Consider the following 14,228-nt stretch of genomic DNA (forward strand, 5'->3'; position numbering starts at 1 on the left):
ATGAAGTTGAGCCACTTATTCTTTTTTTAATCCAGTTAGCCCCTTTCCACCCACCTATTCCAAAAGAAAGAAGGGATTCATAATGAATGAAAAGCCGAAAAAAGACTCGATTCTAAAGCATCATGTTGCAAAATCGTCCGCTCCTCAGAAATCTTCCATTAAACCAGCCCGCAAGACAATCAAACGTTGGGTAAAATACGGTTCCACCAGTTATGTGGTTTATTGGGGGTGACATGATGCTAAAGGCACAAGGATTTCTGCTTTTCCTTGCCTGGAGCTCCGATCATAAAACACTTCTATTGTACAAGCATTCCTTTTCCACTTCATCCCCATCTCTTCGATCCACTCGTGTATATGGCTGTATCCTCGCATCAGCGTGTCATTCGTACACGTAAGTTTGGCATAGTCGTTGGGCGGCAACGTAAATCCGATCATCCCCTTTGGTATGTCTCTCCACTCGGTCACTTCAAAGCAAGCCCAGTATACAGACAAGCTTTCACTTTCAAAATGTGGACTAAAAAGAACATCCTCTTTCCCTAAGCCATTAATCTCTTTTCTTCTTTCCCAACACTCATCTTGAATGCGTATCGCTTCCTAAGGAAAGCAATCAGGAAACGGACCACAAAAGCTCATCCCTACAAACCGGAACGTTTGATAGATAACGACCTCACAATGCATCGGATCTCTCCATCCTGATCACCTTTTTTAAATCTAATATGGCTTGCGTATGCATTCCTTCATGAAAGATTGTCCTAATGAGAACTTGTTCAACGGTTTCCATCCCCATTTCAATTGGAGTAAAGGTTTCTGCCAGACGTCCTCCATACTCTTCCAATATTTGATCCGGCTGATGTTTTAAGCGATCTTTTAATAGGGCAAATGAAGGTGTATTCTCTGTAAAGTACCCTGGTGTTGTGCCAAAACCGAACGAGTGATTATAGTGGTCCACCTCTTCATTCTTTTCTTTTGTTAATGCTTGAATCCATAAATGTTGGTCTAAATAGACATGCCCCAAGTTCCAGCGAATATTGTTGTTGAATCCACGTGGTATGACTTCCGCTTCCTCCTCGTTCACATCTTCTACGAGTTGAAGTAGCTCCTCACGATACGACTTGAGTTGGTTAAATAGAATCGTGTGCCGTTTCTCCATAAAAATCCCTCCTTGCTTCTTTTTAAACCACTTACACACTCGCTCGCCTTTTCCTTCTTTTACATATTATTTTTAAAAAATGAAAGGATAAGAGCGATAAGGAGGATGAGTATGAAAAACAATCAAACGAACCAAGAAGTATCAGAAAACTTGCCACCACAACTAAGCCATGGCGGGCATGAAGTGTTTGATGTACACGAAGTTTTAAGCGCGGTAGTCGGATTTCTCGATCAGTACAAAATGTACGAAACGCACATGAAAGACAAGGAACTTCTCGATCTTCTCTCCCGGCATCATTCGTACATGACGGATGTGTACAATACATTGGTGGAAGCTTTCCAAACAGGTAAAAAGCCGGCTACTCCGATGAACGTGTATAACATGACGGAAAACAACAATGTGATTTACGGATTATCTAGCACCACGCCGGTCACTCCGATCGGTACTGTCAATGAAGTGTCCGACAAAAGCTTGTCATCATATATGCTCGGTCAGACGAAAGCTCTTGCATCACTCATGGCCATGACCGCCCTTGAGATGACGAATCCTGTTGTTCGCCGCGTCGTCGCAGACAGTGTCCCAAATGTGATCGAGATGAGCTATGAAGTTTTTCTATACCAAAACAAAAACGGCTATTATCAAGTCCCGCAGCTTCAGGAACAAGATTTGACTAAAATGACCGAGGCGTATGGATCTGTGAAGAAAGAAAAGTTAAACTAAACGGAGCAAGGGCATGGAGAACGTTCTCCATGCCCTTGCCTTATCTAATACCTAGGCTCCACAGTCTCAAAAAACAAAACCCCATCATATTGCTCAGACGGAATCATCCGAAAATCAAAAAAGCCGTCACTATATGCCTTTATGCGTTCGCGAGGCCACTCTTCGTTCGTCTCGTTAAAGTCTATAAACGCTACCTCATAGCCATAGTCACTTAACACATACTCCATTTCTTCATTCTCTTTTGGCTCAACATCATAGGTGTTTCCATCAAAAAATGCGATGGCTCTTTGATTAAAATACAAGCCCATAAAATAGGCTTCTTCTCCCCACTCTTCGGCTGCCAATGTGCCTAAAACAAGAGGAGGAGGTTCAAAATCTTGAACCAAAGATTCATCAATCATTTCAATACGCTCAACATTCTTTTGGATGTGGCCATTATGAGCCCAAACAATGATCTTCTCCTCTTTATTTTCTTCGTATAACTCCTTTAGCTCCAAAAACATCCCTAAGTCCCTGCGAGAATAATAGGCTTGATGAGGTGTTTGTTGATACTCGTCAGTTAAAAAGTCGTTATGGAAGTAATGCTCCAATACATCTATCCTTCCTTCTATCAAACGTCGTACACCTTTATCCAAAAACGTCCCTTTAATAAGAAGGTCCTTATAACTGTCCAAAATGAGGTCAGCTTCATTTTGGTCTCCCATACTCGCTTTATTCATCATTAAACCTTGCATAAAATAGATAAACCGGCCTTCCGTCTCTATGAACGCTCGATCTAGATGATTCTCGCTAGTTGCTTCTACCTTATCCCTCATATAGCTGTGAAAGGCCGATTCACCAACCCGCCTACCATTTAAAACCGGCCATGGATCGATTCCATGCACAGATCGTTTAGGATCTTCTCGAATAAAAGAAAGCAGGGACTCCATGCTAGACGATTGCCAAGCCTCATAAATCATACCTTCCATCGCAAAGTGATCGTCTAAACTGTGACCTTCAATATTAAAAAAATCACTTTCCACCTTTCCACTTTCCAACGCTAAAACAGAAAAGCCGTGGTGTTCAAACAAGTATTTTACTAGTTCAACCTTCACATCAGTAAACGTTTTTGAACCGTGAGTAGACTCTCCAATAAAAACGATGTCTCGGTCGTTTATTACCTCATCAAGATAAGAAAAATCTAGCTCGTCAGATTCATCCTCTTTTATTGGATATACTCCAGCTGGCGGTGAACACGACACAAGAAGTAGGATTAAGCTCATAGAAACGAATAACACTATCCTCACATCCCCCACCCCCTTGGACTATTACCGCTCATTAGTTCTTGCTTTCAATAAAGTAAGTATCATACGAATCTTTCAATACATATCCTAGCTTTTTTGCCAGTTCAACAGATTCCTGGTTCGCCCCGTCCCAGCTCGGGTGTTTCCCTTGATCTAGGCACTCCAACATCAGGGCCGCTGAAACAATGGATGCTAACCCTTTTCTTCTATAGTCAGGATCACTAGCAACCTCAATTTCAATGCCATCATCATAGATACTAAAGGAAGTGGCAGCCGAAACGACACGTCTTTCGTGTAAAATGGCATATCCCATTCCTCTTTGAATGAAGTCATCTTCGGAATTGAATTGACTGATAAAGTCTTCTGAAAGATCGTGGAAAGAAGCCTTTTTTACAATTTCATCGTCCACATTCTTGATTTCATAGTCTTCTGGTAGCTCAGACATGATGTTCTGGATGTGTTCTCTATCAATATGTTTACGGTCCTTTTCAAACCGGTATCGGCTGAATTTTTCAAATGCCCCTTGATGAACGGTTTCGATCATTTCTTTCCATTCATCAGATTCCACAATGGCCAACGTAAAATCCGGTAGATTCAAAAGTAACTCATTAACCTCTTTTGTATGTGGGTTCCCGGCATAAAAGACGAAAATCCCAACGGTGATCTGAGCCACGGTGGGATTTTCAAGATTGTCGACCCATCCCGTACCCATATGTCCTTGAAGATATGAGAGAACAATTGTACTATCCATTTCTTTAAACAATGGTCCCATATTCTCCCGTGCATGTTGATCTGCTTTATAAATCATTCCATTCATTCTTTCAAATAGAGTTAAAATTGCGACAGTTTATAGTTTATCATAGGTGTAAATATTTAGCAGTTAGTTCTGTGTATAAAACATAAGTGTATTTTATAAATGGTGACTATTTTGGTTGACCGGGCAAAGAAACTGCTACTAAATAGTTGTTCGGAATCTGCCCTAAATACTTTCTTTATGTACCAGCTTTTCTCGGAGCATTCTTCCTCCTTTCGCATACTTCTCACTTTAATTTATTATGCTTTAATTCAGCCACTTCCTTCTCTAAATTGCTAATTCTCCTACTTAATCGATAAAGTACCGGTGTATACAACAATGCGATTACTAGAATAATAGTCCAATCCATAGTGGCACCACCTTTTTGATTTATTAAGCCAACCGTTACTACTTATCTGAAAGAACATTTTCTCATCTATACCCGCATTCATTTAGCCTACTATAAAAATACTTACACCAACATGGAGAGTACCTTATTGCAGATATAAAAGGTGCTTATTCAGCACTTTAGTATCTTAATTTAAAAGTAAAGAGCTTAGACCCAATCCCTAAATTTGTGTTGCCGTTTTGCACCACCCCTAATCACTCTCTCAAACCCATCAGTTTTCCTATCACACCCTCACTCGAAAGTTCTCCAAGCAGCGATGTTAAGTCTTCAATAGAAGGAGCGTTTTCTTGGTTAAACCTATAGCTTAAAATCCCGATCATCGCAGATAGTGCATACTCCAATGTATAGTCGAGCTCAAAGCCGTCTTTTGCTCCCTGTACGACAAGGGTTTCTTTCATTAGGGGCTTAATGCTAGCTTTGATCCTTCTTTGAAAGGCCGGATCTCCGTGGTCTCCAAGCAGGATGGTAAGATACTGTCTGTGCTCGGAATACAGACGGATCAGTGCTTCAAGAGGAAATGGATCGCCTGAAGAAGAAAGCTGCTGCATCGGCACTTCCTGCAACTTTGAAATTAAACTGTTTTCCAATTGCTCCAATACGTCGTACACATCCGTAAAGTACTCATAAAAGGTGGACCGATTATAGCCCGCTTTTGCTGTAATTTCTTTAATCGTAATTTTTCCGATTGGCTTTGAGGAATAAAGCTGCCAGAAAGCATCGGTCAAGTTTTGTCTCGTTTGAGCGGTAATCGCTGGATTCTTTTTCATAACTCTTCTTCCTCCAAGGGGTCACAAAATCCGACAAAAGCGTCAAACTGTCGGTTGATCGGTACGTGCGTACACCATATGCTTAAATCATACGACATATTGTCGGATAAATAAAAGAAATGGTTGGTGATGATCGATGACGGCGATAAGCATCCAGAATCTTACCAAGGATTACGGAAATCATAAGGGAATTTTTGATGTTTCATTTCAAATAGAAAAAGGAGAGGTAGTTGGCTTTCTCGGTCCAAACGGGGCGGGGAAGACGACAACGATTCGCCATCTAATGGGATTTAGTAAACCGCAAAGCGGAACGGCTTCTGTTCTAAAGTTGAATTGTTGGAATGAGTCCAAAGAAATTCAAAAGCATGTAGGTTATCTACCTGCAGAGATGGCTTTTCCCGAAAACATGACAGGCACGCAACTTATTCAACATAACGCTAAAATGCGAGGTCTTTGTGACCTAAAAAGGTCTCAACAATTAATAGACATGTTTAACCTTGATCCTTCAGCACCCATCAAGCGAATGTCGAAGGGAATGAAACAAAAGGTTGGCATCGTTTGTGCCTTTATGCACGATCCTAAAGTTCTCATTCTAGATGAACCAACAACAGGGCTTGACCCTTTGATGCAATCGGTCTTTGTTCAGCTTATCCGGGAGGAAAAACAAAAGGGGAAAAGCATCCTCATGTCGTCCCATTTATTTGAAGAGATAGAGGGGACCTGTGACCAGATTGTCATGATCAAGCAGGGAAAAATCATTTCCATCATGAATGCTCAAGAGTTTAACAACGCTGATAAGACCATATTCAAAGTAACATTTCAACATATTGAAGACTTTCAATCCATTCAGCACAATAATTTCAATATTTTGGATATTAATAAGGAAGGCTTGCAGCTCGTGATCGAGATAGAAGATACCCAACTAAACAATCTGATCCGTGCACTGGCTGCTAAACATGTGGTTTCCATTCGTGAAATGAAATACTCACTGGAAGATAATTTTATGAACTTTTACAGAGGGGAGAACCACGACCATGTTCAATAAGTCTTTATTCATTCACTTGATTAAATCAAATACAAAAGTATTTCTCATCATAGCGGGTTCACTTTCTGTGTTAATCGGGATCATCATGAGTGTCTTCACGCCGGAAACCATGAATGAAATTGCCCAAACAAGCATGGATGCGCCTATTAATCCATTAGGTGATATTTCAACCTTAATCGCTTTTACAGCGAATCAGTTCTTTGGAAACTTCGCTCTCATTTTCGCCATGATCTATTCCATTATTGTTGGCAATAAACTGATAGCAGAGCAGGTAGATAAAGGCAGCATGGCATACCATCTGTCAATGCCTATCACAAGAACCGAGTACACTGTAACCAGCCTTATTTACTTCGTTTCCTCCATCACCACACTATTCGCACTGATCTTTGGGGTAGGAATAAGCGTGGCGGAGCTCGTACAGCCAGGTGAGCTTCCATTAGACACGTTTTTCATGCTTACGTTAGGATCTTTCCTTTTACATCTCGCTATAAGCGGTGTCACGTTTTTTGCCTCTTGTTTATTTAACCGGTCAAGCTATTCCTTAGCGCTCGGTGCAGGCCTAACAATCTTTTTCTTTGCGGCGAATATGCTTTCAGGCATGAGCGACAGTTTATCAATCCTTGAAAATGTTACAATCATTACCCTTTTTGATTCGGATGCGATTATTCAAGGTGGGAGCTATGGCGCGCATTTATTTATACTTGGAGCACTGGCGCTTGTTCTATACCTCATGGGAGTAGGGGTTTTTAAACGGAAAGATCTACCGTTGTGAAACAGCTTTGTTAACGTTCAATGTTTGATTTAGTATGGCAAAAGGACTTCCGTGTATTCGGATTTCCTTTTCGTTGCATTTAGTGGTTTCTTTAACGACTGCTCCCATGATTCTATATAGAAACCTTCACAATCTAATATCAGATTTTTTTGTGTGTAACTATTCTTTTTATCAAAGTCTTGTTTCAACATAAAATACATATATAAACCATCAAATTTTCCACATGTATTGTTTCATTCACTTAAACGCTATTTCCATTATACGTCAATCCTCACACAAAAAAGCATGGGGTTTCATCTTGAACCCCATGCTCCTTAGTATGTTATTATTCTTTCTCGGCAACCCCAAGCACCTGTCGCGTCATGTCAAGATACTCTTCACTTTCTGATCGGATCGCAAACTCCGCCAGCTCTACAGGATAAGCTGCGGTAAGCTCAATGACGTGCTCGGCCATACGTGGCCAGACATAACCACCTGCATCTTTGTAATAGTGGATCAGCTTATGAAGAGCGTCCTCTCCAAACGTTCTGTAGTGGGCAACAAAATCCACGGAAGGATCACCAACGAAAGCTTCTGTCCAGTCGATAAAGCCTGTTACGGCTGCGTTTTCGTTAATGAGGATATGGCCTGCATGAAGGTCACCGTGAACAAATGCTTCTTGTTTTGGCCAAAGAGCCTCATCGTCAAGCCACGCTTGCCAGCGACTCCACAGTTCAGCGTTCACACCGAATTGAGCTTTTACTTGCTCCATTCGGTTTTTCATTCGTTCTCTCAGCTCGTCTGCTTTGATGACAGTAAGCCCGAACTGGAGAGCCACATCCCTATTGGTTTTATGAAGAGAAACGAGTGCTTTTCCCAGGGTTTGTTGGAACACTTCGGGTACCTGTTCGGGGTCCATTTCCCACACATAATTTTGAATCTCATGATCCACAGTTCCGGCCGGCTTTCCAGTAAGCCTTTTATAGGCAATAAGTTCGTCTGTGCAGACCTCCCACTCCGGTACTTCTACAGTCACCTGTTTTGCTGCAAGCGTGAGGATCTGCTTTTCTTTTTCAATCGAAGGAAGCACGTCTTTTCTTCGAGGCATTCTTAATACCCAGTGCTTCCCGTTTAGGTCCTTTGCAAATGCGACTTGAAAATCCAGTCCCGATTCGTTGATTTTAAGTGAGTCTCCATCGACGATGATGCCGTTCTTTTCTGCTAATTGAATGATGTGCTTTTTTTTGTTTTCCATACCTACACGTCCTTTTTTAAAAGTGGCATGTCAGTGGGGGGCACGCTTACTGAATCCTCATAATAAAAAGACACAGGTGGATTCACCTGTGCCATGATTGTATGCTTGTTTTCACTGTACAATGAGGTCCCTGTAAATAGACAGACCGGTCCCGCTAACACAAAGTGGTTTTCTTTGAACTATTTAATTACTGCTGGTTCAAAGTGCGGAAACGTAGTCTCATTGATGCTGTCACAGGGAAAACCTCCATCTCTTAAAAGGTACCAAAATCGTATCATAGAAATCGGTCGTGAACAATGCCAATTTTAGTCATTGAAGACTTCTTTCCCACCTACTATAGGTAGGATCAGCTTACTTCTCGTCGGCAGTAATGAGAGTTCCGTCCCGCCTGTCGGGCGGATCGTATAGTCATAATCACTGGCGATAAGCACGACACCGATCCGGTTTCCTTCTTTAAAGACATAATCGTGTGGCTGCATATCCCACTCAAACGTATAATCACGACCTGGAACAATGCTAACGGAACGCTCCTCACCGTGTATATTTTGAGGATCCATCCACCCACGTGTGATGATTTTAGCAGCGTCATATTCATCATATTCCACGAGCAGTGCGGTCAAATTGGCCACTGGCTCGTCAATGCTCGTACGGATGCTTACCTCAGGAGTACCACTCATATGAGTATCCTGCTGAAGGACATCCGTTGTATACACAAGTCTGTTTGGATGATCCGAGTCCGGCTCAGCCACTAGCGTATTCGCTCTCGTCTGCGGGTCGTCTTTAAGTGACTGTCTATCATGTGGTCTGTTTGGAACCGGTGCATTAGAAAGAGTGCCTGCGCCGCTTCTTTCATCGTCTCCGCTTAAATACAGCGTTGTTGTTTTGGCATCAACATGAGGCCAGTTTTCCTGCTCCACCCACGTTCTGTTTTCACGCTGAATGTTCACCATCTCTTCATCCATAATCCCGTTCTCAAGACCATAAAGCCAATAGTCAAACCAGCGGTGCTGTTCCTGTTGCCATCCACCTCCTGGTGCACTGTGTCCCCCTTGGTGCAACCAAAGCTTACGGTTCACATCGTGTTCATCAAGGGCTTCCCACCACTGGGCAAACTGCTTTGTTTTTACGTTCCAGTCGTTAAGACCATGAGCCAATAGAACACTTGCTTCAATGTTCTTTACACCTGGAAGGTAGTTTCGTTCAGCCCAGAACGCATTGTAGTCTCCGGTAATCCGGTCCTCATCTTCCTCCATTTGTTCTAGAAAAGGTGCGCAAATGTCAGCATTGTCACGAGTAGCAACAAACCTTGCAAGAATACTCGCATCTTCACCTTGATAGCCTCCTGGCGCAACAACCGCACCATTAGCTCTAAAGTAGTCATACCAATTACTGATGGCTACAATCGGTACAATTGTTTTTAACCCTTCCACACCTGTTGTGGCTACACCGTTTGGCAATGTGCCGTTATACGAAGCACCAATCATACCCACGTTCCCGGTCGTCCAATCGGCATACACTTCTTCACCTTCTTCATTAAAGGCACGGGCACTGCCATTTAACCAGTCAATGACCGCTTTTGTTCCCAAGATCTCTTGATAATCACCCGTCGTTGGGCAGCCCATCGCTGCTCCGCTCCCGATACTCTCTCCAAGGACCACGGCATAGCCCCTAGGAACATAATAGTTTCCGAGATTCCCAAGATTTTGAGGGCCTGCATTTGGTCCCCGCCCTCGCCCATTACCTGGATGGGGGACAGGATTTAGCTCGACATCCACATCAAAAAAGGGCACAGACCAGTCCAATCCTGCTCGGTAAGGACTCATTTCATAAATAACCGGCACTTGAATGCCTTCTTCAGTGTTTGGTCTCATCACACGAATGGATACAAGATCCTTTTCCCCTGTTCCATCACTGTCCACCGTTGTTTCAACCATCAACTCTTCAATGATCGCATCTTCAGTGGAATAAACCGGTTGGGTTACACCCTCATCTACGTGTATGTAAGTCGAGGAGGAATTTGTTTCAAGAATGGTCCCATTTAGAAGAAAGTCATTTGTGGCAGAGCTTGCCGGCTGGATAAAAAGGGATAGTAATAGCAAAAAAGAAAGCATTCCAATCGTATACGTTTTTCTCATTTTACTTGCCTCCTATTTTGTTGTGCCTTTCACCTGTTCTGTTTCGTCTCGACCTCCTATTCCGACAGGCTCAAAGGAGAACTCTTCCAACAAAACATAGCACTGATATTCTGACTATTTTGTCAAAAATTGCAGAGTATTTCGCCTTCCTAATAATCGAATCCTTTCACCCATCATAAAAGACCCGACAAATGGTTTGTCGGGTCTTCTAACTGGAAATTAAATCAATCTTTATTCATATAAGTAGAAGTCAGACAATCAGGATTCCATTTCCTTCCTTTTTTGATCAAACCACTGCTTTGTCACAGCAGAATCCTTTGCATTGATGAATAAAAAATCATCGTCTTTTTTCAAAAAGAGATATGGAGACGATCCTGTGTGAACAAACAACCTTCCTCTACCCAGTTCCTTCATTGTAAAATGACCTCTCCGTCGCTCCAAAAATGTGTATCCATTCGTTCTCGCCAATATTTCGGGAAGATCTTGCACTAATGCAACATCCGTCACTTCCTCCAGCTTCCACTCAACACCGTACGTTCCGCTCACAGTTACCAATTGGTCAGAAACAACCAAACGAGGCTCGCGCGCTCCCTCAATAATTATGGCTGCGAATACGATGATCGTAAAAGCCATCACACTAATAAAGATGTATAAGTCCCGATTTTTCGTTTTGGAATTGTCCAGTTTGCTAAGCAGCAGCATTTGGATAAAGAAATAAACAAACCATACAAACCAAGAGCTAACCACTGCCAGACCCGGGTCAACGAAGAATGCCAGTACAGCTCCTGCAAGAAGAAGGTAACTCGAGTTCATTAACGCTTTGCCCACGGCTTGAGGATATCCGTTTTTAATGAGGCGCTGTTGCTCTTCTTCAGGTTTCGTATTAAAACCGGATAAGAGCATATACACGCCTTTTTTATAAATAAAGTAAGCGGGAATCCAAATGATTAAAAAACTGAAAAGTTGAATGATGATCGCAACGAGCATCGCAAACCTCCTAGACTGGTTTGAAACACCCATTCAGTCATTTTTTATCTTCATGATGACAGGGGTTTTTTACTCTTTAATTTTCTTAACCTCCTCATACCACGCTTCAGTCACATCAGAATGCTCCCCATTTATAAAAAGGAACTCATCATTTTTCTCCAAATAAAGGTAAAGTGGAGCGTCTGTTTGGATAAACAACCGGCCACGACCTAGCTCTTCCAAGCGATAAAGCCCTTTTCTTGTCTCTCCACTTGAAAACCCTGCTATCCGAGACCGAATCGGAGGAAGCTCTTCTACCAACTGCACGTCGGTCAGCTCAGCAATCTCCCACTCTACTCCGTGAAGTCCAGTCACGGTAACCGTCTCATCTGTGACGATGAATACAGGTGTTTGTTCACCTGCCACGTATATCCATGCCGCAAACAGAAGGACACCTATCGTCACTACAAACGATCCGATCATAATGTAGCGGTCTCTTTTATGATGTTTCGTGTCATCCAATCGATTGTGTTTGATCATATTGATAAAAAAGTAAACAGTCCAAACCGTCCATGATAACCCCAAGGCATACATAGGGTCGATAAAAAAAGCGAGCGCTGCTCCACCTAGCACGATATAACTTGAGTAAAACATCGTTTTCCCTACTGCTTGTGGATATCCAATCTCGATCAGACGCTCCTGATCTTCCTAGGGCTTTGTATTAAACCCACTCAAGAGCATATACACTTCCTTTTTATAGACAAAGTAACCGGGAATCCACATTGTTAAAAAACAAAATACTTGTAATGCGACAACAAAAATGAGCATGAGTGACCTCCGTATCGTTTCTACCTTTATTTACGTCCTAACATATGGGTAAGTTTCAAAGAATAAAGCCGGCTTGTTGGTTATTCAGTTGGTGAATTTCTATCAATCAAGCAAATTCCAGGTTTATTTACCAAAAAAAGATTGAAATGATTGACAATTACAAAAATAAATGTAATTATGAGGATAAGATGATTTGGAAATCCAAATCATATGATAAACACAAATCACTCCACACTAAATTCAAGACGAAAGATAGGTGACCATCATGGATCAAAAAAATAAACGCGAGGTTATGGAAGTCAATTGGGCCCAGCAAAAAGTATTATCAAATCCTTTGCGATCTCGAATCGTCGCGCTGCTCTTCGAAGAATCAATGACACCTAAACAAGTCGCCGACTTAGTAGGAAAGAACCCAGGAACGGTTTACTACCATGTTCAACAGCTTTTAAAGCACGACATTCTGGAAGTCGAGCGTGTGAACACGGAAAAAGGAATTGTAGAGAAATACTACCGGGCAAAAGCGACAATCTTTAAAAACCCTGAGAAAGAATCTCCACCAGGGCACGTAGATGGGAAAACAGCAAATGTCTATTTGTCAAAAAAGCTTGCGGATCAGTTAAGTGAAGAGATTGAGGAGCTTTTCTTTAAGTACGGTCACCTCTCTTATAAAGAGAAAGACCATGAAGAACAATCACCATTTACGATCGAATTTTTAATTAAAGAATCCAATGAGGAGGAGACGGAATGACAAGTAAACTGAAGCCTTTTATGTTAGAAAGGAATTTCTTAATTTTACTCGCAGGTGTATTTACCAATGGGTTAGGAAGCGGGATGTACTCCGTGGCCGCCATGTTACTTGTCTTTCAATTGAGCGGCAGTGTTCTTTATTCCGGCTTTGCCTTTTTTGCCATCACGTCTGCAAGTACATTGGCCTTTTTAATTGCCCCCTTCGCAAACTACGCAAAATATAAACACGGCTTAGTTTATAGCAACCTTGTAAAAGCGGTCATGTTGTTTACCATCCCTCTCCTTAGCTACACCATTGGGTTACACGTGTGGTATGTGATTGGCTTGCTATTTATCACCGCCCTACTCACTCAATATACATATCCGATCGAATCGACCATACTACCGATCATCGTCGGAAAAGACAATGTGGTTGAGGCGAATTCCTATTTGCAGACGATTCGCGAATCGATGGACATCGTGTTTATTGCAGCTGCAGGGATCATCATCACACTTATCGGCACGGTTCCAGCGATTACGATTACCGCCTTCTGTCTTGTCATTGTCACCATTTCATATGCTTTTTTCACTTTCGAACAACCGGAAATGGAAAAACCCCAGTCAATGGGATCAGCCGTTGGTGTCTATATTGCCGACCTCAAAGGTGGAGTTACCTATATTAGACATTCCTTGATTCCTAAAATGATTGTGTCGATCGTCTTTATTAACATGGCCATGGTCATCATGACAACGAACTTACCGGCCTTTACACTTTTGAAAGGAAATGGCGTGGAAGCGGTCTATGGCTTTTATTTAGCCTCTATGTCGATCGGCATTATGATCGGAACGATTCTTTCTCCTAAACTGAAACACTTTGATTTTGGAAAGTTAATTATCGCTATTTTTATCGGGACAGGCGTCATGTGGATCGGTGCCTCCGCTTTACCACTAGTGCCATCGATGATTCTCTTTTGTATTGGTGCCATTTCGATCGGCATTTTGAACATCCTTGTCTTTTCAACCATTCAACAACAAGTGGAAACGGCGTTTATCGGTAGAGTGGTCACTTTGTTAACGAGTGCGGCGTCTCTTGGAATGCCTGTAGGGGCTCTTATTGGTGGCGTTTTGGGGGAAGCTCTAACACCTGAAATTCCTGTATTGATTTGCGGGATCTCCATGATCGTCTTCAGCCTATTCTGGTTAAGTAGTTCCGTCTTGCGGAAACTTCCAAGTATCGATCGCGTGAGTTTGTTTTATGATCGGAAGGTTGAGGTGTAAGGATAGATTAATATTTAGATACTTTTACTCGTTCAAGGGGAAGTTGCCACAAACATCGAGCTTCTTCCTCTGTCATTCGAGTCCATTATCCACAATTAAGAACTTTTACTGTAATAATTAGT

The 14,228-nt window shown here is 42.1% G+C and carries 14 protein-coding genes; 5 read left to right on the forward strand and 9 right to left on the reverse strand.

The genetic code is table 11. The features are described from left to right. Window positions 1-219: 219 nt before the first annotated feature. Together G476_RS23600 and G476_RS0112955 are read right to left on the reverse strand one after the other, a co-directional pair. Window positions 220-492: a GyrI-like domain-containing protein gene (locus tag G476_RS23600; protein ID WP_169720891.1), complete on the reverse strand. Its 273-nt coding sequence runs from the start codon at window positions 490-492 to the stop codon at window positions 220-222. A gap of 175 nt (window positions 493-667) precedes the next feature. Then, the gene (locus tag G476_RS0112955) at window positions 668-1,150 is read right to left on the reverse strand and encodes a DinB family protein (RefSeq protein ID WP_026690474.1); all 483 of its coding nucleotides are present in this window, start codon (window positions 1,148-1,150) and stop codon (window positions 668-670) included. Between the two features lie 111 nt (window positions 1,151-1,261). Between G476_RS0112955 and G476_RS0112960 the strand changes: the two genes are divergently transcribed. Further along, the gene (locus G476_RS0112960; RefSeq protein ID WP_084405735.1) at window positions 1,262-1,870 is read left to right on the forward strand and encodes a spore coat protein; all 609 of its coding nucleotides are present in this window, start codon (window positions 1,262-1,264) and stop codon (window positions 1,868-1,870) included. A gap of 44 nt (window positions 1,871-1,914) precedes the next feature. Here G476_RS0112960 and G476_RS0112965 read toward each other — a convergent pair whose 3' ends face one another. The 3 genes from G476_RS0112965 to G476_RS0112980 all read right to left on the reverse strand — a co-directional run bounded on the left by G476_RS0112965 (window position 1,915) and on the right by G476_RS0112980 (window position 5,122). Beyond that, window positions 1,915-3,156, reverse strand: a complete 1,242-nt coding sequence (locus G476_RS0112965; protein ID WP_026690476.1) for an erythromycin esterase family protein — start codon at window positions 3,154-3,156, stop codon at window positions 1,915-1,917. Between the two features lie 31 nt (window positions 3,157-3,187). Beyond that, window positions 3,188-3,961 (reverse strand): GNAT family N-acetyltransferase, encoded by a 774-nt coding sequence (locus G476_RS0112970; protein WP_026690477.1) that lies wholly within the window; start codon window positions 3,959-3,961, stop codon window positions 3,188-3,190. Between the two features lie 588 nt (window positions 3,962-4,549). After that, complete coding sequence (locus G476_RS0112980) at window positions 4,550-5,122, reverse strand: TetR/AcrR family transcriptional regulator (RefSeq protein ID WP_026690478.1); 573 nt, start codon at window positions 5,120-5,122, stop codon at window positions 4,550-4,552. A gap of 136 nt (window positions 5,123-5,258) precedes the next feature. On the opposite strand from G476_RS0112980, the gene G476_RS0112985 reads away from it, so the two are divergent. Both G476_RS0112985 and G476_RS0112990 read left to right on the forward strand, forming a co-directional pair. Then, window positions 5,259-6,167 (forward strand): ABC transporter ATP-binding protein, encoded by a 909-nt coding sequence (locus G476_RS0112985; RefSeq protein ID WP_026690479.1) that lies wholly within the window; start codon window positions 5,259-5,261, stop codon window positions 6,165-6,167. Next, window positions 6,157-6,939 carry an ABC-2 transporter permease gene (locus G476_RS0112990; RefSeq protein WP_026690480.1) on the forward strand — a complete coding sequence of 261 codons (783 nt, stop codon included), beginning with the start codon at window positions 6,157-6,159 and terminating at the stop codon, window positions 6,937-6,939. The genes G476_RS0112985 and G476_RS0112990 overlap by 11 nt, the downstream gene beginning before the upstream one ends. Before the next feature lie 325 nt (window positions 6,940-7,264). Here G476_RS0112990 and G476_RS0112995 read toward each other — a convergent pair whose 3' ends face one another. The 4 genes from G476_RS0112995 to G476_RS0113010 form a co-directional block, all read right to left on the reverse strand. Beyond that, window positions 7,265-8,173, reverse strand: a complete 909-nt coding sequence (locus tag G476_RS0112995) for a macrolide 2'-phosphotransferase (protein ID WP_026690481.1) — start codon at window positions 8,171-8,173, stop codon at window positions 7,265-7,267. Between the two features lie 305 nt (window positions 8,174-8,478). Beyond that, the gene (locus tag G476_RS0113000; RefSeq protein WP_245579679.1) at window positions 8,479-10,284 is read right to left on the reverse strand and encodes a Xaa-Pro dipeptidyl-peptidase; all 1,806 of its coding nucleotides are present in this window, start codon (window positions 10,282-10,284) and stop codon (window positions 8,479-8,481) included. A 282-nt stretch (window positions 10,285-10,566) separates the two neighbouring features. Then, a complete protein-coding gene (locus G476_RS22925; RefSeq protein WP_051314795.1) occupies window positions 10,567-11,295 on the reverse strand; it encodes a DUF3784 domain-containing protein in 729 nt (242 codons plus the stop codon). Window positions 11,296-11,364: 69 nt separating this feature from the next. Beyond that, the gene (locus G476_RS0113010; protein WP_026690483.1) at window positions 11,365-11,928 is read right to left on the reverse strand and encodes a hypothetical protein; all 564 of its coding nucleotides are present in this window, start codon (window positions 11,926-11,928) and stop codon (window positions 11,365-11,367) included. A 439-nt stretch (window positions 11,929-12,367) separates the two neighbouring features. Between G476_RS0113010 and G476_RS0113020 the strand changes: the two genes are divergently transcribed. Together G476_RS0113020 and G476_RS0113025 are read left to right on the forward strand one after the other, a co-directional pair. Further along, window positions 12,368-12,850, forward strand: a complete 483-nt coding sequence (locus G476_RS0113020) for an ArsR/SmtB family transcription factor (RefSeq protein WP_026690484.1) — start codon at window positions 12,368-12,370, stop codon at window positions 12,848-12,850. Further along, window positions 12,847-14,106 carry an MFS transporter gene (locus G476_RS0113025; protein WP_026690485.1) on the forward strand — a complete coding sequence of 420 codons (1,260 nt, stop codon included), beginning with the start codon at window positions 12,847-12,849 and terminating at the stop codon, window positions 14,104-14,106. Before G476_RS0113020 ends, G476_RS0113025 begins: the two co-directional genes overlap by 4 nt. Window positions 14,107-14,228 lie beyond the last annotated feature (122 nt).

This window comes from Alteribacter aurantiacus DSM 18675 (assembly GCF_000429705.1).
Classification (GTDB): Bacteria; Bacillota; Bacilli; order Bacillales; family Salisediminibacteriaceae; genus Alteribacter; species Alteribacter aurantiacus.

Bases quoted from the DNA above. Each gene is read 5' to 3' on its own strand.
- G476_RS0112980 (WP_026690478.1), bottom strand. From the start codon at position 5,122: ATGAAAAAGAATCCAGCGATTACCGCTCAAACGAGACAAAACTTGACC.
- G476_RS0112970 (WP_026690477.1), bottom strand. From the start codon at position 3,961: ATGATTTATAAAGCAGATCAACATGCACGGGAGAATATGGGACCATTG.
- G476_RS0112985 (WP_026690479.1), top strand. From the start codon at position 5,259: ATGACGGCGATAAGCATCCAGAATCTTACCAAGGATTACGGAAATCAT.
- G476_RS0113000 (WP_245579679.1), bottom strand. From the start codon at position 10,284: ATGCTTTCTTTTTTGCTATTACTATCCCTTTTTATCCAGCCGGCAAGC.
- G476_RS0113010 (WP_026690483.1), bottom strand. From the start codon at position 11,928: ATGTTTTACTCAAGTTATATCGTGCTAGGTGGAGCAGCGCTCGCTTTT.
- G476_RS0113020 (WP_026690484.1), top strand. From the start codon at position 12,368: ATGGATCAAAAAAATAAACGCGAGGTTATGGAAGTCAATTGGGCCCAG.
- G476_RS0112990 (WP_026690480.1), top strand. From the start codon at position 6,157: ATGTTCAATAAGTCTTTATTCATTCACTTGATTAAATCAAATACAAAA.
- G476_RS0112995 (WP_026690481.1), bottom strand. From the start codon at position 8,173: ATGGAAAACAAAAAAAAGCACATCATTCAATTAGCAGAAAAGAACGGC.
- G476_RS0112960 (WP_084405735.1), top strand. From the start codon at position 1,262: ATGAAAAACAATCAAACGAACCAAGAAGTATCAGAAAACTTGCCACCA.
- G476_RS22925 (WP_051314795.1), bottom strand. From the start codon at position 11,295: ATGCTCGTTGCGATCATCATTCAACTTTTCAGTTTTTTAATCATTTGG.
- G476_RS0113025 (WP_026690485.1), top strand. From the start codon at position 12,847: ATGACAAGTAAACTGAAGCCTTTTATGTTAGAAAGGAATTTCTTAATT.
- G476_RS0112955 (WP_026690474.1), bottom strand. From the start codon at position 1,150: ATGGAGAAACGGCACACGATTCTATTTAACCAACTCAAGTCGTATCGT.